General features: G+C 63.9%; 19 protein-coding genes. 14 read left to right on the forward strand and 5 right to left on the reverse strand.

Going from position 1 to position 21,242, the window contains the following annotated elements; all coding sequences use genetic code 11:
- Window positions 1-91: 91 nt before the first annotated feature.
- The gene (locus M3A49_RS05145; RefSeq protein WP_254333113.1) at window positions 92-535 is read left to right on the forward strand and encodes a MarR family winged helix-turn-helix transcriptional regulator; all 444 of its coding nucleotides are present in this window, start codon (window positions 92-94) and stop codon (window positions 533-535) included.
- A 19-nt stretch (window positions 536-554) separates the two neighbouring features.
- On the opposite strand, the gene M3A49_RS05150 is transcribed toward M3A49_RS05145, so the two are convergent.
- A complete protein-coding gene (locus tag M3A49_RS05150) occupies window positions 555-2,045 on the reverse strand; it encodes an aldehyde dehydrogenase (protein ID WP_266227710.1) in 1,491 nt (496 codons plus the stop codon).
- Between the two features lie 80 nt (window positions 2,046-2,125).
- Window positions 2,126-2,677: a cupin domain-containing protein gene (locus M3A49_RS05155; protein ID WP_028202752.1), complete on the reverse strand. Its 552-nt coding sequence runs from the start codon at window positions 2,675-2,677 to the stop codon at window positions 2,126-2,128.
- A gap of 444 nt (window positions 2,678-3,121) precedes the next feature.
- Here M3A49_RS05155 and M3A49_RS05160 point away from each other — a divergent pair, with 444 nt between their 5' ends.
- The 12 genes from M3A49_RS05160 to M3A49_RS05215 all read left to right on the forward strand — a co-directional run bounded on the left by M3A49_RS05160 (window position 3,122) and on the right by M3A49_RS05215 (window position 17,180).
- Window positions 3,122-3,346 carry a hypothetical protein gene (locus M3A49_RS05160; RefSeq protein ID WP_233271840.1) on the forward strand — a complete coding sequence of 75 codons (225 nt, stop codon included), beginning with the start codon at window positions 3,122-3,124 and terminating at the stop codon, window positions 3,344-3,346.
- A gap of 278 nt (window positions 3,347-3,624) precedes the next feature.
- The gene (locus M3A49_RS05165) at window positions 3,625-4,434 is read left to right on the forward strand and encodes a gamma-glutamyl-gamma-aminobutyrate hydrolase family protein (protein ID WP_266227711.1); all 810 of its coding nucleotides are present in this window, start codon (window positions 3,625-3,627) and stop codon (window positions 4,432-4,434) included.
- 32 nt (window positions 4,435-4,466) lie between these two features.
- Entirely contained in the window at window positions 4,467-5,801 is a 1,335-nt protein-coding gene (locus M3A49_RS05170) for a glutamine synthetase family protein (RefSeq protein WP_266227712.1), read from the forward strand.
- Between the two features lie 18 nt (window positions 5,802-5,819).
- Window positions 5,820-7,262 carry an aspartate aminotransferase family protein gene (locus M3A49_RS05175; protein ID WP_266227713.1) on the forward strand — a complete coding sequence of 481 codons (1,443 nt, stop codon included), beginning with the start codon at window positions 5,820-5,822 and terminating at the stop codon, window positions 7,260-7,262.
- Between the two features lie 75 nt (window positions 7,263-7,337).
- The gene (locus M3A49_RS05180; RefSeq protein ID WP_266227714.1) at window positions 7,338-8,459 is read left to right on the forward strand and encodes a polyamine ABC transporter substrate-binding protein; all 1,122 of its coding nucleotides are present in this window, start codon (window positions 7,338-7,340) and stop codon (window positions 8,457-8,459) included.
- A gap of 250 nt (window positions 8,460-8,709) precedes the next feature.
- The gene (locus tag M3A49_RS05185) at window positions 8,710-9,861 is read left to right on the forward strand and encodes a polyamine ABC transporter ATP-binding protein (protein ID WP_266227715.1); all 1,152 of its coding nucleotides are present in this window, start codon (window positions 8,710-8,712) and stop codon (window positions 9,859-9,861) included.
- 13 nt (window positions 9,862-9,874) lie between these two features.
- Complete coding sequence (locus M3A49_RS05190; protein ID WP_266227716.1) at window positions 9,875-10,846, forward strand: ABC transporter permease subunit; 972 nt, start codon at window positions 9,875-9,877, stop codon at window positions 10,844-10,846.
- Window positions 10,843-11,754 carry an ABC transporter permease subunit gene (locus M3A49_RS05195; RefSeq protein WP_266227717.1) on the forward strand — a complete coding sequence of 304 codons (912 nt, stop codon included), beginning with the start codon at window positions 10,843-10,845 and terminating at the stop codon, window positions 11,752-11,754. Before M3A49_RS05190 ends, M3A49_RS05195 begins: the two co-directional genes overlap by 4 nt.
- A 94-nt stretch (window positions 11,755-11,848) precedes the next feature.
- The gene (locus M3A49_RS05200) at window positions 11,849-13,432 is read left to right on the forward strand and encodes a DUF3138 family protein (RefSeq protein WP_266227718.1); all 1,584 of its coding nucleotides are present in this window, start codon (window positions 11,849-11,851) and stop codon (window positions 13,430-13,432) included.
- Window positions 13,433-13,493: 61 nt separating this feature from the next.
- Window positions 13,494-14,786: an NAD(P)/FAD-dependent oxidoreductase gene (locus M3A49_RS05205; RefSeq protein WP_266227719.1), complete on the forward strand. Its 1,293-nt coding sequence runs from the start codon at window positions 13,494-13,496 to the stop codon at window positions 14,784-14,786.
- Window positions 14,786-16,090 (forward strand): NAD(P)/FAD-dependent oxidoreductase, encoded by a 1,305-nt coding sequence (locus M3A49_RS05210; RefSeq protein WP_266227720.1) that lies wholly within the window; start codon window positions 14,786-14,788, stop codon window positions 16,088-16,090. Before M3A49_RS05205 ends, M3A49_RS05210 begins: the two co-directional genes overlap by 1 nt.
- A 115-nt stretch (window positions 16,091-16,205) precedes the next feature.
- Window positions 16,206-17,180: an aldo/keto reductase gene (locus M3A49_RS05215; RefSeq protein WP_266227721.1), complete on the forward strand. Its 975-nt coding sequence runs from the start codon at window positions 16,206-16,208 to the stop codon at window positions 17,178-17,180.
- Here M3A49_RS05215 and M3A49_RS05220 read toward each other — a convergent pair.
- Window positions 17,128-18,660 carry a PLP-dependent aminotransferase family protein gene (locus M3A49_RS05220; protein WP_266227722.1) on the reverse strand — a complete coding sequence of 511 codons (1,533 nt, stop codon included), beginning with the start codon at window positions 18,658-18,660 and terminating at the stop codon, window positions 17,128-17,130. The two genes, M3A49_RS05215 and M3A49_RS05220, sit on opposite strands and share 53 nt — an antisense overlap.
- A 102-nt stretch (window positions 18,661-18,762) precedes the next feature.
- Here M3A49_RS05220 and M3A49_RS05225 point away from each other — a divergent pair, with 102 nt between their 5' ends.
- The gene (locus M3A49_RS05225; protein ID WP_266227723.1) at window positions 18,763-19,227 is read left to right on the forward strand and encodes a GNAT family N-acetyltransferase; all 465 of its coding nucleotides are present in this window, start codon (window positions 18,763-18,765) and stop codon (window positions 19,225-19,227) included.
- 18 nt (window positions 19,228-19,245) lie between these two features.
- Here the strand turns inward: M3A49_RS05225 and M3A49_RS05230 are convergent, their stop codons facing one another.
- Both M3A49_RS05230 and M3A49_RS05235 read right to left on the reverse strand, forming a co-directional pair.
- The gene (locus M3A49_RS05230; protein WP_266227724.1) at window positions 19,246-19,827 is read right to left on the reverse strand and encodes a DUF3501 family protein; all 582 of its coding nucleotides are present in this window, start codon (window positions 19,825-19,827) and stop codon (window positions 19,246-19,248) included.
- A 39-nt stretch (window positions 19,828-19,866) separates the two neighbouring features.
- Window positions 19,867-21,219, reverse strand: coding sequence for a heterodisulfide reductase-related iron-sulfur binding cluster (locus M3A49_RS05235; protein WP_266227725.1), 1,353 nt, complete (start codon window positions 21,217-21,219; stop codon window positions 19,867-19,869).
- Between the last annotated feature and the right edge of the window lie 23 nt (window positions 21,220-21,242).

A 21,242-nucleotide genomic window follows, 5' to 3' on the forward strand; every position in this document is an offset into this window, starting at 1 on the left:
TTATACGACTCGCCCCCGCCGACGCAATCGGTATCGCCAGGCAGAGGACGCTCGCGAGAAGGCGCACGCCGCCCGCCCGTATAATCGCGCGATGACTACCGACCTCGAAAAGCGCTTTGGCTTCCTGGTCGTCGACGTGGGCCGGCTCTATGGCAAACGTTACGACGAGCTTGCGAAGTCGTCGCTCGAACTCACGCGCGCGCAGTGCCGCATGATCGCGTACCTCGCGCACTACGGCGACATGAACCAGGCGCGCCTCGCCGAACTGCTGGAAGTGGCGCCCATTTCCGCGGGGCGACTGCTCGAGCGCATGGAAGAAGGCGGCTGGGTCGCGCGCACGCCCAACCCGGACGACCGTCGCGAATGGCTGGTGAGCCTCACGCCCAAGGCGGAAGGCGTGCTCACGGGCGCACGCCGCGTGGGCGACGAAGTCCAGGCGGAAGCCCTGGCGGGCTTCACGCCTGAAGAAGCCGAGCAGTTCAGCGCGATGCTTCAGCGGGTGCGCGCCAATCTCGGCGCGCTGGTGGAGCGGTAACTCGATGCGATAACGCGCGTTAGCGCAGGCGCACGAGCGTGGACTTGAGTTCCGTGTACTTTTCGAGCGCGTGCAACGACTTGTCGCGGCCGTTGCCGGATTCCTTGAAGCCGCCGAACGGGAAGTTCATGTCCCCCCCTTCGTCGTAGCAGTTCACCCACACCGTGCCCGCGCGCAGCCTGCGCGAAATTTCATGCGCGTGCGTGAGGTTCGCGGTCCAGACCGCAGCCGCGAGCCCGTAGTCACTGTCGTTGGCAATGCGCACCGCTTCATCGATCGTGCTGAACGTGATGACCGACAGCACCGGCCCGAAGATTTCCTCGCGCGCGATCTTCGTGTCGTGATGCGTATCGAACACCGTGGGTTCCACGTAGAAGCCGCCGCCTTGGGCATTCACACGTTCGCCGCCGGTCAGCAGCTTCGAGTCCTTGCGGCCGGCTTCGATATAGCTCAGCACCCGCTCCAGCTGAATCTTGTCGATGATCGCGCCCATCGACACCTCGGGATCGAGAGGATTCCCAGGCTTATAGGCCTTCGCCGCCTCGACGAGCTTCGCAAGGAATACGTCCTTGATCTCGTGATGGACCAGCAAGCGCGAGCCCGCCGTACACATTTCACCCATGTTGTAGAAGATGGCGCCCGCCGCCGCACTCGCCGCACGGTCGAGATCCGGGCAATCGTGCAGCACGATATTGGGCGACTTCCCGCCCAGCTCCAGCCAAACGCGCTTGAGGTTCGACTGGCCCGCATACTGCATGATCTGCTTGCCCACGTTCGTCGAGCCCGTGAACGCAATGCAGTCCACATCGCGGTGCAGGCCGAGCAGTTTGCCGGGCTCCCCGCCGCCCGGCAGCACGTTGAACACGCCCGCCGGAATGCCGGCCTCGTGCGCGAGTTGCGCCACGCGAATGGCCGTGAGCGGCGACTTCTCCGAAGGCTTGAGCACGACGCTGTTGCCCGCCGCGAGCGCGGGTCCGAACTTCCACGAGGCCATCAGGATCGGGAAATTCCACGGCACGACGGCGGCGACCACGCCAATGGGCTCGCGCGTGACGAGGCCCACGAGATGATGATCGGCGGGCACGACTTCGCCGCCCACCTTGTCAATGGCTTCGGCGAACCATTCCACGCAATAAGCCGCGCCCGGCACGTCCACGGTCGTCGTGTCGCCAATCGGCTTGCCTGCGTCTAGCGTTTCGAGCAGCGCGAGTTCGTCGAGATGCTCGCGCATGAGCGCGGCCCAGCGCAGCAGCACGGCCTTACGCGCACGCGGATTCAGGCCTGCCCATACCCCTGCGCCGAACGCGCGGCGAGCAGCGCCGACCGCGGCATCGACATCGGCTGCGCCGCAATCGGCGACACTCGCGAGCTCGCGGCCGTCGATCGGGCTCACGCAATCGAACGTGCGGCCCGAATACGCGTCGCGATACGCGCCGTCGATGAATGCGCGGCCTTCGATCGAAAGCGTCGCGGCCTTGTCTTGCCAGTAAGCCAAAGTTTTCTTTTCCATCAGGATGCCTCAATGATTTGCGATCCACCTTGCACGCCGCAACGCGGCGTCAGGTGAAACGGGTTCGCGCGATCAGGGGGTCAGAAGGTGGGCGGCGAATTGGCCGACACCACTTCGCAGACTTCGTTCGCGCTCGGATTGCGAAACCGGTGCGGGAAGCGGCTTTCGAAGTAGTAGCTGTCTCCGGGGTCGAGCAGCCACGTCGTGCTCTCCACGGTCAGTTCGAGTTGCCCGGCGACCACCACACCGCCTTCGTGCCCCGCGTGCACCAGCATTTCAGGGCCGGTATCGGCAAGCGGCTGATAGACCTCGCGCATGATGCCCATGTTGCGGTCCTTCACATTCGCGCCGGCCAGATAGAACTCGATCGACTCGTTGCCGAGGTTCGGCATTTCGCCGCGCCGCGACACGACTTCTGTCCCTTCGGTCAGGTCAAATGTGAAGAATTCGGCGAGGCTCATCGGTATGCATTCGAGCAGCTTCTTGAGCGAGCCCACAGAGGGACTGACACGACTTTGCTCGATCAGCGAGATCGCGCCATTGGTCACGCCCGCGCGCTTGGCGAGTTCGCGCTGCGACAAGCCATAGCGTTTGCGAACATAGCGCAGGCGCGTGGCGACTTCGGACGACACAGAAGCGGACTCGGACACGATGAAGGACCGTTGGGGGTGAGACCGCGTGGACAGGGCGCGGTGGACGTGTTGATTATTCTAATCAGTTTGCTTTATTTTGCGTCAGTACAAACCCCTGTAAGTTATTCGAAATATAAGTGCAGGAGCCGATATTTCGCACAGCGTGCTAATTCACAGGGCTCTCGGGGAAAGTGCTGACATCAAAAACTTGAAAAAATAATTGACGCCCTTTTTGGCTCGTATATGCTGGACTACAGGTCGAACACTGCATCGTTTCTGCCGCGTTGCAACGCAAAAACCGCGTTTTATGCGAGAAACATAGCAAGTCGGCTGAGTTTGGAAAGCAATACATCGATGTCGTTCAATGTTTAATGCCTCACTCATATTACGACCTCGAATGCTTTAACCAGACGTCTTTTTCAACGCAACCAGTCGAGTGTTATTGTGAGAGTCCGTGGCCCTCTGGTGAGGTGGGATCGTAGTCATGCGAGGTGTCTTCGCAGTGACTGCTCCGCCATCGCCGACGGCAGTAGCGGCAGGCTTGCCTCTCGCCTGTTCCTGTCCGTCTTCACGATCCTTTCCCGCCGCTCAGTGCGGCGTCACAACTCGGTCTCCGCACGCGCCTTCATTGCCGTCCACACGGACGAAGTCGCGTCGCTTCTGCCCTAGCGCCTCTCCTTCCCGCGCCGTTCGTTTTCTTCGCCGTCGTTGGTTCGCGAAGTGTCTTGTCACGCCTTCGCGATGTGGCTGCGCACGCCTGAACACCGTCGCGCCTCACAACGGCAAGAAACGAACCGCCTACATGATCTCCACGCGCAGCGCCATCCGTTAGCGCCGCTGCGCGGAGCACACAGGGTTTGCAGCCTTGCGTCCCGCAAGGCTGCAAGGTCATGTCACGCCCGTAGCGCCGACACACCGCGCACGGGCAAGCAAGCGAATCATTAGTCATGCGAACCAGACCAGTAGTTGGCGTTACTGCCGACCGCACGATGATGGGACCGCACGCGTCGCATGTTGCCGGCGAGAAGTACATCGCCGCGGCTGTGGATGGAGCAGGCGTACTCGCATTCGTACTGCCCGCCCTGGGCGAGCGGCAGGCTGCGGCCGACATTCTCGAAGCCGTGGATGGACTGCTTTTCACGGGCAGCTATTCGAATGTCGAGCCGCACCGTTATGGCGGCCCGGCAAGCGAGAGCGGCACGCTGCACGACCCCGCTCGCGACGCCACCACGCTGCCGCTCATGCGCGCCGCGATCGAGGCTGGCGTGCCGGTGCTCGCCATCTGCCGCGGCTTCCAGGAGATGAACGTGGTGTTCGGCGGCACGCTGCATCAGCAGGTGCACAACGTTGCACGCTACGACGACCACCGCGAGAACAAGGACGATCCGCTCGACACGCAATACGGTCCGGCGCACGCGTTGAAGCTCGTGGAAGGCGGTGTGCTGCAGCAGATTGCGGGGGGCGCGCGCGAAGCACGCGTGAATTCGCTGCACGGCCAGGGCATCGAACGGCTGGGCGCGGGCCTCGTGGCTGAAGGCTTCGCACCCGACGGCCTCATCGAAGCCGTGAGCGTCGCGAACGCACAGCGCTTCGCGCTTGGCGTGCAGTGGCACCCCGAATGGAAATATGCCGACGACGCGCTGTCCACCGCCATCTTCCACGCGTTCGGCGAAGCCTGCCGCAACCACATGCTGGCCCGAATACCGGGCGGGGCCGGACACGACGTGGCGCACGCGCCGCGCACCGCCCACGCCTGATGCCGGCCCATACAGAACAGAGAGAACCCATCATGCATGAAATCGACGAATTCCTCAAAAAGCACCACATCACCGAAATCGAAGCGATCATCCCCGACATGGCGGGCATTGCGCGCGGCAAGATCATCCCGCGCAGCAAGTTCGAATCGGGCGAGTCGATGCGCTTGCCGCAAGCCGTGATGATCCAGACCGTGACGGGCGATTACCCCGAAGACGGGAGCCTTACGGGAGTCACCGACCCCGACATGGTGTGTGTGCCCGACCCCTCGACGATCCGCATCATTCCGTGGGCCATCGATCCCACCGCACAAGTGATTCACGACTGCGTGCATTTCGACGGCACGCCGGTCGAGATCTCGCCGCGCCGCGTGCTGCGCCGCGTGCTCGACCTTTATGCCGCGAAGGGCTGGAAGCCGGTGATCGCGCCCGAACTCGAGTTCTATCTCGTCGATATGAATAAGGATCCAGATATTCCGCTCGCGCCGCCCATCGGCCGTACGGGCCGTCCGGAAACGGGCCGTCAGGCCTATTCGATCGAAGCGGTGAACGAGTTCGACCCGCTTTTCGAAGACATCTACGAGTACTGCGATATTCAGGGCCTCGAAGTCGATACGCTCATCCACGAAGTGGGCGCGGCGCAGATGGAAATCAACTTCCTGCATGGCGATCCGCTCAATCTCGCCGACCGCGTGTTCCTCTTCAAGCGCACGGTGCGTGAAGCGGCGCTGCGCCACCACATGTACGCCACCTTCATGGCGAAGCCCATGGAGAACGAGCCGGGCTCGGCCATGCACGTGCACCAGAGCCTCGTTTCGGCGGAAAGCGGCCAGAACCTCTTCACGGGTTCGGACGGCAAGCCGACGGACATGTTCTACGCGTATATCGCGGGCATGCAGAAGTACACGCCCGCGCTCATGCCGATCTTCGCACCGTACATCAACTCGTATCGCCGCCTTTCGCGTTTCATGGCCGCGCCGATCAACGTGGCATGGGGCTACGACAACCGCACGGTGGGCTTCCGCGTGCCGTATTCGTCGCCGGCTGCGCGCCGCGTGGAAAACCGCATTCCCGGCGTGGACACCAACCCGTACCTCGCGATCGCCGGCACGCTGGCCGCAGGCTATCTGGGCATGACGCAGCATCTCAAGCCCACCGAGCCGCTCGTGAGCGACGGCTACTCGCTGCCCTACCAGTTGCCGCGCAACCTCGAAGAAGGCCTCACGCTGATGGGCTCGTGCGAGCCGCTCAAGGACATTCTCGGCGAGAAGTTCGTGCGCGCCTACCTCGCGCTCAAGGAAACCGAATACGAAGCCTATTTCCGCGTGATCAGTTCGTGGGAACGCAAGCACCTGCTGCTGCACGTGTAGACGAAAGGAGAGACAGCAATGAGCTATCGAATCGACGCCCCCGCCAGCGCGCTGCAGGACGTGCCGACCACGCTGCGCGCGCAATCCAGCCGAACGACGCGCTCGACGAGCGAGTATCGCGCGCTGGACGCCGCGCATCACATTCACCCGTTTTCCGACATGGGCTCGCTCAACAAGACAGGCAGCCGCGTGATCGTGAAAGCGAAAGGCGTGTACCTGTGGGACTCGGAAGGCAACCAGATCATCGACGGCATGGCCGGGCTCTGGTGCGTGAACGTGGGTTATGGCCGCAAGGAACTGGCCGACGCCGCCTACGAGCAAATGCAGGAACTGCCCTTCTACAACACGTTCTTCAAGACGACGCACCCGCCGGTCATCGAATTGTCGGCGCTGCTCGCACAGCTTTCGCCCGAGCCGTTCAACCACTTCTTCTATTGCAACAGCGGCTCCGAAGGCAACGACACGGTGCTGCGCATCGTGCATCAGTACTGGCACACGCAAGGCAAGTCCTCGAAGAAGGTCGTCATCTCACGCCGGAACGCGTATCACGGTTCGACCATCGCAGGCGGCACGCTGGGCGGCATGGGCTACATGCACGAGCAGATGCCCTCGAAGGTCGAGAACATCGTGCACATCGACCAGCCGTACTTCTATGGCGAAGCGCAAGGCAACCTGTCGCCCGAGGAGTTCGGCCTCGCGCGCGCGCAGCAGCTCGAAGCGAAGATTCTCGAAGTGGGCGCGGAGAACGTGGCCGCCTTCATCGGCGAACCGTTCCAGGGCGCGGGCGGCGTGATCTTCCCGCCCTCGACCTACTGGCCGGAAATTCAGCGCATCTGCCGCAAGTACGACATCCTGCTCTGCGCCGACGAAGTGATCGGCGGGTTTGGCCGCACCGGCGAATGGTTCGCGCATCAGCACTTCGGCTTCGAGCCCGACCTCATCACGATGGCCAAGGGCCTCACGAGCGGCTATGTGCCGATGGGCGCAGTGGGCATTCACGACCGCATTGCGAAGGCGCTCATCGAGAACGGCGAGTTCAATCACGGCCTCACGTACTCGGGGCATCCGGTCGCCGCCGCCGTGGCCGTGGCGAACCTCAAGCTGCTGCGCGACGAAGGCATCGTCACGCGCGTGAAGAACGACACCGGCCCGTACTTCCAGCAACGCCTGCGCGAGACGTTCGCCAATCATCCGATCATCGGCGACATCTCGGGCGCGGGTCTCGTGGCGGGCCTGCAGCTCGCCGAAGATCCGAAGGCGCGCAAGCGCTTCGCGAATGGCGGCGATGTGGGCACGCTCTGCCGCGACTTCTGCTTCAACGGCAACCTCATCATGCGCGCCACGGGCGACCGCATGCTGCTCTCGCCGCCGCTCGTCGTCACGCGCGGCGAGATCGATGAAATCGTGTCGAAGGCGAAGAAGGCCATCGACGCAACTGCGCAACAACTGGGTCTTTCTTAACGCGACTTGTCCACGGCGGGCGGCGCAACGGGGTGCTGGGCCTCCCGCCGATCTTCATCTTCAGGGGAAAGCAACATGAGTGTTAGTCATCTTCGTCATGCGGTCGCGATCGCGGCCCTCGCAGCGTGTGCAGGCCTCACGGCCATTCCGAGCGAGCCAGCGCACGCGGCCGACGGCGATCTGAACGTCTACAACTGGTCCGACTACATTGCGAAAGACACGATCCCGAACTTCGAAAAGGAAGACGGCATCAAGGTGAAGTACGACAACTACGACAGCGACGACACGCTGCAAGCCAAGCTGCTGGCCGGCAGCTCGGGCTACGACATCGTCGTGCCCACCTCGAACTACATGGCTAAGCAGATTCAGGCCGGCGTCTACCAGAAGCTCGACAAGTCGAAGATCCCCAACCTCGCGAACCTCGATCCCGTGCTCATGCACATGATCGCCGACGCCGACCCGGGCAATCAGTACGGCGTGCCCTGGGCGTTCGGCACCGACGGCATCGGCTACAACAAACAGGCGGTGGAAAAGGCGCTCGGACCGAACGCACCGGTCGATAGCTGGGCGCTCGTGCTCGATCCGCAAAATCTCTCGAAGCTCAAGGGCTGCGGCGTGTCGTTCCTCGACCAGGCCGTGGACGTGTTCGCCGCCACGCTGCAATACATGCACAAGGACCCCAACAGCACGAACCCCGCCGACTATCAGGCCGCATTCGAAGTGCTGAAGAAAGTCCGCCCGTATATCACCCAGTTCAATTCGTCGGGCTATATCAACGACCTCGTGAACAACGATATCTGCGTAGCCGTGGCATGGTCGGGCGACGTCGGCATCGCGCACCGCCGCGCCGAGGAAGCCAAGCGCTCGTATGACGTCAAGTTCTCGAACATGAAGGAAGGCGGCCTGCTGTGGTTCGACGTGATGGTCGTGCCCAAGGATGCACCGCACCCCGAAAACGCGATGAAGTGGATCAACTACATCTCGGACCCGAAGGTCAACGCGCAGATCACCAACGAAGTGTTCTACCCGACGGCGAACAAGGCCGCACGCCAGTTCGTCACGCCGGCTGTCGCGCAGGACGCGACGGTGTACCCGTCGGAAGACGTCCTCAAGAAGATGACGCTGATGAAGCCGATGCCGGCCGACATCCTGCGCCTCGAAAACCGTCTGTGGGCCCAGTTGAAGACCGGCCGCTGACACGCTGATTCCCCCCTGAAGGAAACAAGAAGGAGACGACGCGGAAGAGGGATCGCTCGACCCCTCTCCGCCTGAAGTGCGCAATTCCGAAGTCAGGCCGCGCGGCGCCGCCCCCCATTTTTGACGACGCGCGCGAGCCTTTCCCGAGCTCCGTTCGCAGTACTAATCGCGAGTCGCGCCAGCGCCCCGTGCGAGCCGGCTCGCGCCTGAAAAACGTGTACTGCGATCAGAAAGGAACCAAGGTCAGATCATGAATTCGACGTCTAAAGTCAACGCTCCAGAAGCGCCGCGCGCCGACGCGACCCCGGCAACGAACGATGCGTTCGTGCGCATCGAAAACGTCGTCAAGAAGTTCGGCGAGAGCACCGCCGTGGACAACGTGAGCCTGAACATCGCCAAGAACGAGCTTTTTGCATTGCTCGGGAGTTCGGGCTGCGGCAAGTCCACCTTGCTGCGCATGCTCGCGGGCCTCGAAACGGCCACGTCGGGCCGCATCTTCGTCGATGGCGAAGACCTCGCGTCGCTGCCGCCGTACCGCCGCCCCGTCAACATGATGTTCCAGTCGTATGCGCTCTTCCCGCACATGAGCGTGGAGTCGAACGTCGCGTTCGGCCTCAAGCAAGAAGGCGTGCCGAAGAACGAAATTCGCGAGCGCGTGGCCGACGCGCTCAACCTCGTGCAGATGGGCCGCTACGCCAGGCGCAAACCCCATCAGCTTTCCGGCGGCCAGCAGCAGCGCGTGGCGCTGGCACGCTCGCTCGTGAAGCGCCCCAAGCTCCTGCTGCTCGACGAACCGATGTCGGCGCTCGACAAGAAGATCCGCCAGAAGACCCAGCTCGAACTCGTGAACATCATCGAGAAAGTCGATGTCACCTGTGTGATGGTCACGCACGATCAGGAAGAGGCGATGACCATGGCCAACCGCCTCGCGGTGATGAGCGAAGGCCGCATCGTCCAGATCGGCTCGCCAGGCGAAGTCTACGAATTCCCCAACAGCCGCTTCTCGGCCGAGTTCATCGGCTCGACCAACCTGTTCGAAGGCAAGGTCGTCGAGGACGAGCCGGATCACATCTTCGTGGAAAGCGAAGACCTCGAAACGCGCATGTACGTGAGCCACGGCGTGAGCGGCCCGCTCGGCATGCCCGTGGGCATTTCGGTGCGGCCGGAGCGCGTGCGCGTGACGCGCGAAAAGCCTGGCACGCCGCACAACTGGGCGCGCGGCGTGGTCACGGATGTCGCCTACATGGGCAGCTATTCGCTTTATCACGTACGTCTGCCGGGCGGCAAGGTGGTCGTCTCGAACCTCTCCAGCTCGCACCTCATGAACGAGGGCGCGCCCGCCTGGAACGACGATGTCTACGTGTCCTGGTCGCCGGCCAGCGGCGTCGTGCTCACGCAGTAAGGAGGCCTCAATCATGAGTACCACTCTTCCCACCACGCCTCGATCCGGCCGCGCAGCCGCAGACGCCCGCCGCGGCGCGCTCGCGCGCTTCTTCTCGCGATTCGTGCCGTCGGGCCGCACCGCCGTGATCGGCGTGCCGTTCATCTGGCTCACGCTGTTCTTCGCGCTGCCCTTCGTGCTCGTGCTGAAGATCAGCTTCGCCGACCAGGTCATGGGCATTCCGCCCTACTCGAACCTGGTCGAGATGAAGGACGGCATGGTGCACTTCGCGCTGCAACTCGGGCACTACGCGTTCCTGCTGCAGGACAGCCTCTATATCGCCACCTATATCAGCTCGCTGAAGATGGCGGCGGTCTCCACCATCTTTTGCCTGCTGATCGGATACCCGATCGCCTATTACATCGCGCGCTCCAACCCAGCCACGCGCAACCTGCTCATGATGGGCGTGATGCTGCCGTTCTGGACGTCGTTCCTGATCCGCGTGTACGCGTGGATCGGCATTCTGAAGGACGACGGCCTGCTCAATCACGCGCTCATTGGCATCGGCCTGATCGATTCGCCGCTGCGGCTCTATCACAGCGACGCGGGCGTCTATATCGGCATGGTCTATTCGTACCTGCCCTTCATGGTGATGCCGCTCTACGCTCACCTCGTGAAGATGGACCTCACGCTGCTCGAAGCCGCCTACGACCTGGGCGCCAAGCCCTGGGTGGCGTTCACGCAGATCACCTTGCCGCTTTCGAAGAACGGAATCATCGCGGGCAGCCTGCTCGTGTTCATTCCCGCGGTGGGCGAGTACGTGATTCCCGAACTGCTCGGCGGCGCCGACACGCTCATGATCGGCCGCGTGATGTGGGACGAGTTCTTCAACAACATGGACTGGCCAATGGCCTCCGCCGTCACGGTGGCGATGGTGCTGCTGCTGCTCGTGCCGATGGCGATCTTTCAGTACTACCAAGTCAAGGAACTGGAGGAAGGCAAATGATCAAACCCAACCGTACGCTCTCCACCGGCGTTCTCACGCTCGGGTTCCTGTTCCTCTATATCCCGATCATCAGTCTCGTCGTCTACTCGTTCAACGAATCGAAGCTGGTCACGGTGTGGTCCGGCTTCTCGCTCAAGTGGTATGCGGCGCTGTTGCAGGACGAAGAGTTGCTGAGCGCCGCATGGCTCTCGCTGAAGATCGGCCTCATGACCGCATTCGCCTCGGTTGTGATCGGCACGTGGGCCGGCTTCGTGCTCGCGCGCATGGGGCGGTTTCGCGGCTTCACGCTCTACACCGGCATGATCAACGCGCCGCTCGTGATTCCCGAAGTCATTCAGGGCATCTCGCTGCTGTTGCTCTTCGTCGCGCTCGAACAGATGCTCGGCTGGCCCAAGGGTCGCGGCATCGTGACGATCTGGATCGGCCACGTGATGCTGTGCGTGTCGTATGTCGCGATCATCGTGCAGTCGCGTGTGAAGGAGATGAACAAATCACTCGAGGAAGCTGCGCTCGATCTCGGCGCCACGCCGCTCAAGGTGTTCTTCGTCATCACGCTGCCGCTCATCTCGCAGGCGCTGCTCTCGGGCTGGCTCCTCTCGTTCACGCTTTCGATCGACGACCTCGTGCTGTCCGCATTTCTTTCCGGACCGGGCTCGACCACGCTGCCGCTCGTCGTGTTCTCGCGCGTGCGCCTCGGCCTGAACCCGGAGATGAACGCGCTCGCCACGCTCTTCATCAGCGCGGTGACGATCGGCGTGATCGCCGTGAACCAGCTGATGAGCGCACGCGAGAAGAAGCGCATGCGCGACATGCAACTCGCCTTCGTCCAGCCCGATGCCGCCGAAGCTATCACGCCAGCCGCGCCCGCTGGCGCAGTCGGTGCGCCGATCGGTCGCCGCGCCGCCTGATGTGGATTGCCAGGCAGGGAGGGGCGGCGTACGCCGCCTCTCACCGAACTCGAACTCGAACTGATTGCAATAACGACCCACAAGGAGAATCTCGATGAAGAAGAAGTTAATCTGTCTGCTGGTGGCCGGGGCGCTGCCAGGGCTCGCGCTAGCGGACTCGACCAGCGAACAGATCAAGGCCCTGCAGGCACAGTTGAATGCCCTGCAAAAAGAGGTGAAATCGCTCAAGACCGAACTGGCGCAATCGAAGACCACGGCGAAGACCGCACCCGCAGCGCCGGTCCTACCGGCCACCGCAGCCGCGCCGGTCGTGGACATCAGCTCGCCCGATTACGGCAAGGCGCAGGCAAACCTGACCAACGACCAGGTCGATGCGATGAAGCAGCAGATCGCGAGCCAGCAACTCAAGGTCGATTCGCTCACCGACGCCGCCAACACCGGTCCGCTCGCGGGCCTCTCGATCACCGGCTACATCGACCCGACGTACATCTACAACCGCGCGCCGGGCACCTCGTCGTTTCTGTTCGCGAACCACACCGGTGCGTATAACTACTTCAACAGCACGTTCGGCGACGTCTATCTCGACATCAAGAAGACCTTCGGCGTGGGCCCGATGGCGCCTTCTGCCGAAATCACGCTCATGCCCAACCGCGGCAACGGCATCACGCTGCTGCAGAACGAGCACGGCGAGATTGGCAACAATATCCTGAACACCGCCGTCGTGACCGTGCCGGTGACTTCCACGGGCACGTTCGTCGCCGGTCTCATGCCGAGCTTCGGCGGCTACGAGGTGCAGCAGTCGAACCAGATGCTCACGCTCACGCACAACCTGCTCTACGACTTCTCGGATCCGGGCAGCTATGTGGGCATTGGCTGGAATTACACGCCGGACGGCAGCCAGTGGGCGTTCAAGTTCATGATCGGCAACGAGCAGTACCGCACCAATGGCGCGGTCGTGCAGACGGGCCAGAACGCGCTCGGAGACCCGATCACCACCAGCAACAGGATCCCGACGTTCACGGCGCGTGCCGACTACACGTGGTCCAGCGCACTCGACATCGGCGGCTCGTTCAACATCGGCCGCCAGACGCTGCCGAGCGCATTCGATTCGACGACGGGCCAGGCCGTGTACGGCGTGGGCGGCCAGGCGTCGAGCTCGGGCGGCTACTTCTTCTTCGGCGAAATGGACGCGACCTACACGCTCGCGGACATCCAGTACAGCGCCGAAGTCGATTACGGCCAGCAGCAGCGCGCGGCGTTCAACGGCGGCAACGCGCAGTGGTACGGCTTCTCGCTGCTCGCGCACCGCAAGTTCAACGCGCCGGTGGTGGGCCGCATGGGCGTGACGGCGCGCTACGACCTGCTCGCGAACGGCAAGAACGGCGGCGGCGGCGGTGGCATCGTGCTCAACTCGAACGGCATGGACCCGTACAACGGCTTCGGCATTGGCGCCGACTGCCTGGCGAACTCGAAGGCCGGCGGCGGCTTCGGCTTCGAGTGCAAAGGCGCAACACGCCAGGACGTCGCGCTCGACCTGCTGTTCTACCCGACGCAGCAGATCCAGGTGAAGGTGGAATATCGTCACGACTGGGCCACGCAGCGCGTGTTCCTGAACAGCGACGGCTCGTACGGCAAGAGCAACGACTTGCTGGGCGCGCAGTTCATCTACTCGTTCTGATGAAGTCGCGGCGGGCGCCGGCCTCGTGCTGTCGCCCGCCGTTTCCTGATTCGCTTTCCCTATGCTCAAATTCGCCAATCAGCCTCACGCCCCGTCCTGGTACGCGGCCACCGCCAACGACACCACCGCGCACCCCACGCTCGAAGGTGCGCTCGATGCCGATGTCTGCGTGGTCGGCGCGGGCCTCACGGGGGTTTCGGCCGCGCTCAACCTCGCCGAACGCGGCCATCGCGTCGCGCTCGTGGAAGCCTCGCGCGTGGGGTGGGCCGCAAGCGGGCGAAACGGCGGGCAGTTGATTGGCGGCTTTGCCTGCGATATCGACACGTTCGCGCAGTTCATGTCCGAAGCTGAGGTCCGGCAGATCTGGGACATGGGCCTGGAGACGCTCGACATCGTGAATCGGCGCGTCAAGCAGCACAACATCGACTGCGCGCTCACGGCCGGCTATTTCACCGCCGCAAACAAGGCGCGCGACGTGGATGCGCTCAAGCGCTGGCGCGACGAGGCGGCGCAGCGTTTCGGCTACGACCGCTTCCAGTACGTGGACGGCGACGGAGTGGGGCGCTACGTGGCGTCGTCGCGCTATCCCGGCGGCCTCTATGATCCCGATAGCGGGCATCTGCATCCGCTGAACTACACGCTCGGGCTGGCGCGCGCGGCGGTCGAAGCGGGCGTGCGCGTGTACGAAAACAGTCCCGTCACGCGACTGCGTGAAGAAAGCGGCGCGCATGTGGTCGAAACCGCGCGCGGCAACGTACGCGCGAAATTCGTCGTGCTCGCATGCAATACGTATCTGGGCGATCTCGCCCCGGCGCTCTCGCGCAAGATCATGCCCGTGGGCACCTATGTGATCGCCACCGAAAAGCTCGGCGCCGAACGGATGAACGCGCTGATGCCCGCTCAAGCTGCCGTATGCGACAGCCGCTTCGTGCTCGACTACTTCCGTCCCGCGGCGGACACACGCCTGCTCTGGGGCGGCAAGGTGAGCTATTCCACCTTCGCGCCACCCAATCTGGGCGAAGCCATGCGCCGCGACATGCTGAAAACGTTTCCTCAACTCGCTGATGTGAAGGTGGATTACGCGTGGGGCGGCTACGTGGACATCACGATGAATCGCGCGCCGCACTTCGGGCGCCTCTCGCCAACGGTGTATTTCGCGCAGGGGTTCTCGGGCCACGGCGTGAACGTCACAGGGCTCGCGGGCACGCTGATCGCCGAAGCGATCCACGGCCAGGCCGCGCGCTTCGACCTGTTCGGCAAGATCCGTCACCGCGAATTCCCCGGCGGCGCTACACTGCGAACCCCTGCCCTCGTGCTCGCGATGGCGTGGTATCGAATGAAGGACCTGCTTTGATGACACTCGACCTCGACGCCCAGGCGGACGCCCTCGCCCGCCACTCGTACTACGAAGCCACCGCCACGCGCCCCGCCGACGACGACCCCGTGCTCGAAGGCACGCTCGACGCCGACGTCTGCGTGATCGGCGCGGGCTTCGCCGGGCTCTCGGTCGCGCTCGAGTGCCGCGCACGCGGCCTTTCGGTCGTGGTGCTCGACGCCCATCGTCCCGGCTGGGGCGCCTCGGGCCGCAACGGCGGGCAGACGCTCGTGGGCTTCGCGAAAGACGAAGTGCTCGAAAAGCAGCTCGGCACGCAAGGCATACGCGCGGCGTGGGCGCTCTCCATCGAGGGCGTGAAACTCGTGCGCGAGCGCATTGCGCGTTATGGCATCGATTGCGACTTCACGCCGGGCTATCTGACCGTCGCAACGAAAACGAAGCGCGTACCCGATCTACGCGCATGGATGGACGCCGCACGCACGCGCTGGGGCTACGATCGCCTCGAATGGCTCGACACCGACGCCACGCGCGCACGCGTGGCGTCGCAGCGTTATATCGCGGGCGTCTACGATCCGGTCTCGGGGCATCTGCATCCGCTCAAGTACTGTCTTGGCCTCGCCGCCGCCGCGCGCCGCGAAGGCGCGCAACTCTTCGCGCATACGCGTGCGCTCGAAGTCGTACGCGGCGCGCGGCCCGTCGTCAAGACCACACACGGCGAAGTCCGCTGCCGCTTCGTGGTGTCGTGCTGCAACGCCGCCCCGGGCGGTGTGCTGCCCGGCGGCGTGGCCGCGCGCATCGCGCCCATCGCCTCGTACATCATCGCAACGGAGCCGCAAGGCCGCGAGCTGGCCGACTCGTTGATCGCGCAACGTTCCGCCGTGTGCGACAACAACTTCTTTCTCGACTACTTCCGCGTCTCGGCGGACAACCGCATGCTGTTCGGCGGCCGCGCCGATTCGACAGGCGCCGCGCCCGAGCGCCTTTCAGCGGCCATGCAAACGCGCATGAGCGATACCTTCCCGCAGCTCGCCGGTGCCCGCGTGGAATACGCATGGGGCGGCTTTGTCGATGTCACGCGCAACCGCGCGCCCGACTTCGGCGCGATCGACCCGAATTATTACTATGTGCAAGGCTTTTCGGGGCACGGTGTCGCGCTCACGGGCATGGCGGGGCGTCTCGTTGCGCAGGCCATCGTCGGCGAGCGCGCCTCGTTCGATCTGTTCGCGCAGCTGCAGCACGCGCGCTTCCCCGGCGGCCCCGCGTGGCGGCGGCCCGCGCTGGAAATCGGCATGCTCTATCACCGCGTGATGGAGATGTTCTGACGCGGCACGCCCTGCACGAACTCCGGGCCTGTTATACCCTTGCGAAAGTCCGCCGCCCTCGCGCGGCGCACGCACTTCCTCTGCTTGATTCGCCTTTTCGCCAGGAGCAACAGCAATGGATTACGTCAGGTTCGGCTCGACAGGGCTGCAGGTTTCGCGTCTTTGTCTCGGTTGCATGACCTACGGCTTGCCCGAGCGCGGCACGCACCCGTGGACCCTCGGCGAGGACGCCAGCCGCCCGCTCATCCGCCAGGCGCTCGACGCCGGCATCAACTTCTTCGACACCGCGAACACCTATTCGGACGGCACCTCTGAGGAGATTGTCGGACGCGCGCTGCGCGACTTCGTCAAGCGCGACGACATCGTGCTCGCCACGAAGGTCTACAACCGCATGCGGCCCGGCCCGAACGGCCAGGGTCTGTCGCGCAAGGCCATCCTCACGGAAATCGACCATAGCCTCAAGCGCCTTGGCACCGATTACGTCGATCTCTATCAGATCCATCGCTGGGACTACAACACGCCCATCGAAGAAACGCTCGAAGCGCTGCACGATGTCGTGAAGGCCGGCAAGGCGCGCTATATCGGCGCTTCGTCCATGCATGCGTGGCAGTTCAGCAAGGCGCTCTACACCTCGCGCCTGAACGGCTGGACCGAGTTCATCAGCATGCAGGACCACGTGAACCTGCTGTATCGCGAGGAAGAGCGCGAAATGCTGCCGCTGTGCGCCGACCAGGGCATTGCCGTGATGCCGTGGAGCCCGCTCGCGCGCGGCCGCCTCACGCGCGACTGGAACGAATCGAGCGAGCGCGAGGCCACCGACAAGTTCGGCAAGACGCTCTATGGCGCCGATGCGGACAAAGCCATCATCGATGCGGTTGCCACCATCGCGCGGGCGCACAACGTCTCGCGGGCGCAGGTCGCGCTCGCGTGGCTGCTGCGCAAGCCCGCCATCACGTCGCCGATCATCGGCGCGTCGAAACCGCAGCATCTCGAAGACGCTGTCGCCGCGCTCTCGCTCAAGCTCTCCGACGAAGAGATCAAGACGCTCGAAGCGCCCTATCTTCCGCATGTGATTGCGGGCCATCAGTAAGCGATGAAGCCGCCGGCAGACGTTCACGCATGATGCGCGCGAGCGTCTGCATGAGCGTGTCGGCAACTTGCGGCGGCGTTTCCGCATAGCCGAGCAGGAAGCCGTTGTAGCGCGTGGCGTCCGGTGCATTGACGCAATACGCGCTCAACGGCGAGAGATGCAGGCCGTGTGGGCGCGCGGCTTCGCTCACATCGGCATCGGAGAGCGGCGCATCGAGGCGTACGCTCAAATGCATGCCGCCCGCGTCTGCCGACACCGTCATCATGCCGGCCAGGTGTTTGTCGATTGCGGCGACCAGGCCGTCGCGGCGCTCTTCATAGAGCTTGCGCATGCGCCGCAAATGGCGCGCGTAGCGCCCGCTTTCGATGAATTCCGCCAGCGCCAGTTGTTCCGCCACGCGCCCCTGGCGTACGAGCGTGTGATGCGCCTGCGCGAACGGCGCCGCCACACGCTGCGGCACGATCATGAAGCCGATGCGCAGCGCGGGAAACAGCGTCTTGCTGAAGGTGCCGAGATAGATCACGGGTGCGTCGTCGGCGAGGCCCTGGATCGACGGCAGCGGCGGTCCGTCGTGGCGCAGCTCGCTGTCGTAGTCGTCCTCGACGATCCACGCGCCGCACGCACGCGCCTGCTCGATCAGCGCGAGCCGTCGCTCGAGGCTCAGCACGCAGCCCAGCGGATACTGGTGCGACGGCGTGAGATAAACGAGTCGCGGCGGCCGCTCGCGCCATTCCTCGGGGCGCGCCGCCATGCCCGCCGCATCCACGCTCATCGGCACGAGTTCCAGCCCGGCGGCCGTGAACGCCACACGCGCGCCGAGGTAGCCTGGATTTTCGATCCACGCGCGCTCGCCCTCATCCGCGAAGAGACGCGCGCACAGGTCGAGACTCGACTGTGTACCGTCCGTGACGAACACCTGGCCGGGCTGGCAGCGCACGCCGCGCGACACGCGCACGTATTGCGCAATCGCCTGACGCAGCGCCGGCATGCCCGCGCTGTCGCCATAGCCGAGATCGTGCGCGCGCAACTCGCGCAATGCGCGCTCGACCGCCGTGCGCCATTGCGCGTAGGGGAACGCGTCCAGTGCGGGTACGCCTGGGCGCAGCGCTTTCGAACCGTCGCGGCCCGCGCGGCGCGGCGGCAATTCGCGCACGCGGCGCGCAAGCGCAGGCAAGGGATCTTCGCGCTGCGCCGTGTGGGCAGGCGTTGCCGCTGCGCCGGCGCTGACCGCGTTGACGACCGAACCATGGCGCGTAGCGCTGACGAAGCCCTCTTCCACGAGCCGCTCATACGCATAGAGCACCGAATTGCGCGCGATCCCGAGCTGCTCCGCGAGCGCGCGGCTCGACGCGAGGCGCGTGCCGCGGCCAATGTCGCCGTCGAGAATCGCGCGGCGCAGGCTCTCGTACAGCAGGTCCTGCTGCGTGAGCTTGCGCACGGCGCGCTTCGCATAGGCCGTCATCATCAACGCGTAGTCCAAACCTCTGGCTCCATTGCTTTTGGTTTCGGTGGGACTAACAATGGTGCCACAAGTCGCTTACGCTTGGGAGTCCGGGCAAGCCTGCCGACAAGGAGACAACGCATGACCGACACGACGCTGCAAGTTCGCGCCGTCGCACCCGACGATTTCGCTGCATGGCTGCCGCTTTGGGACGGCTACAACCGCTTTTACGGCCGCTTCGACGCCACCGCGCTGCCGGAGCACATCACGCGCACGACCTGGTCGCGCTTCTTCGACGGCTACGAGCCTATGCACGCGTTCATCGCCGTGCGCGGCGAACGCGTGCTCGGCCTCGTGCACTTCATCTATCACCGCAACACGATTCTGGAAGGGCCGATCTGCTATTTGCAGGATCTCTTCACCGTGGAAGACGCGCGCGGCCAGGGCGTGGGCCGCGCGCTGATCGAGGCCGTGTATGCGCACGCGAAGGCGTCGAATTCGTCGCGCGTGTACTGGCACACGCACGAGACGAATCACACGGCGATGCGGCTTTACGACGACGTGGCCGTGAAGCCCGGCTTCGTCATGTACCGCAAGGACGTTTGACAAGGCATGTGAAGCGACTCAGGCGAGATCCTTGAGCAACGAGGCGCGCACCTCGCCGTCGATGGTCTGCGTCGACACGCGGTAATTCGGATGATCGCAGCCTATCGTGAGCGTGGCGCCTTCGCGCAGGCGCGTTTTCATTTGCGGCGTGAGTTCGAAGCGAACGAAATGCACCGCCGAGGTCTTTTCGGCGTTCTCGCGTTCGAGGTCCTCATCGGCAATCGCGTAGACGGGCGACTCGCCATCCACCTGCACGAACACCTTGTCCTCGATGCCGATCAGCCGCGCCAGCGCCGCGCGCCGCTCGACTTCACTTTCGTACTCGAGCTGCATGGTCGCCTTCAGGTTGCCGCCGTCGGGCACGAGCGGCAGATAGGCCGCGAGTTCGCCCTGAATGCCGTCTTCGTCGAAGATCTTTTCGATGTGCAGCATCTCCTGGATCTGGTAGCGGATCGTGGTCTCGTCCTCGAACAGGAAGGTGAGGTGATTGCCGAGCGACACCACGCGCTGCTTCTTGTGCTCGATGATGCGTTTGCGCATATCGCCCCGCACCCTGGCGTAGGCTTCCAGCGTCAACAGCGAATTTCTCGCGATCGTCATGAGTCGTGCCTCGTGAATGTTGCGGGTTGGCGTCGGGGCCTAAATGCCATAGGCGCGGCGCAGCAAGGTAATGGGGTGAGCGAGCGGCGGCTCGCCTAGCTGGTTCTCTTGGATGCCCTGCGCAATGTGATGCCCCGCGAGCTGGCAATCGGACGAGATGAAGTTCGGCCCGGCCTGGCCTGGCTCGGCCTGACCCATTTGCTTGAACACGGGCGTGCCGATCTTCATCGACATGGCGTGGAATTCCTTCTTCACGCCGAACGTGCCCGCGTGGCCCGAACAGCGCTCGACCACGGTCACTTTCGTTTCGGGCACGAGCGAAAGCAGGTCGAACGTCTTGCGGCCGATGTTCTGCACGCGCGCATGACACGGCACGTGATACGACACGTTGCCAAGCGGCGCACGGAAATCGGTCTTGAGCAGGCCGTCGCGATGACGCGCCACGAGATACTCGAACGGGTCCCAGAACGCGTCGCTCACGGCTTTCGTGTTGGCGTCGTCGGGGAACATCAGCGGCAGTTCGTGCTTGTACATGAGCACGCAGCTCGGCACCGCGCCGATCAGCGCATAACCTTCGCGCGCGTAACGCGCGAGCATCGGCATGTTCTGCGACTGCTTGTGCGCCACGCCCTCCAGATTGCCCTGCTCCAGCAGCGGCATGCCGCAGCACCATTCGCTCTTCACCAGCTCGTAGGGAATCTCGTTGTGGTCGAGCACCGCGAGCAGATCGTGGCCGATGCCGGGCTCGTTGAAGTTCACGTAGCAGGTCGCGTAAATGGCGACCTTGCCCGGCGTGCGTTCGCCGTCGCGCACCTCGCTCGAGGCCGCGCGTTTTGCAGCGTTACGAAACTTGTGCGTGGCGAAGTCGGGCAGCCACGCCTTGCGATCGACGCCCAGCATGTCTTCCATCGCGCCGCGCATCGCCTTCGTGTGATTGATGGCGTTGACTGTTTGCGTGACGACGGGAATACCGGCGATCTGGCCGAGCGCGTCGGTATTCGAGAGCACGCGGTCGCGCAGCTTCACTTCGCCCTTGCGATAGTGAACGGCCTTGGCGCGCAGCATCAGATGCGGAAAATCCACATTCCACGGATGCGGCGGCACATAGGGGCACTTCGTCATGTAGCAGAGATCGCACAGATAGCACTGGTCGACGACCTTGTCGAACGACGCCTTGTCGACGTCGTGCGCTTCGCCGCTATCGGTTTCATCGACGAGATCGAACAGCGTGGGGAACGCGCCGCATAGCGACACGCAGCGCCGGCAGCCCGCACAGATATCGAACACGCGCGCGAGTTCCGTATCGAGCTGCGCCTGGTCGTAAAAAGCGTCGGAGCGCCAGTCGAGCGGATGGCGGGTCGGCGCTTCGAGACTGCCTTCCTTGTGGGGCATGACGTCTCCTGCTTTTATTTATC

The organism is Paraburkholderia sp. CNPSo 3076 (assembly GCF_026343935.1).
Classification (GTDB): domain Bacteria; phylum Pseudomonadota; class Gammaproteobacteria; order Burkholderiales; family Burkholderiaceae; genus Paraburkholderia; species Paraburkholderia nodosa.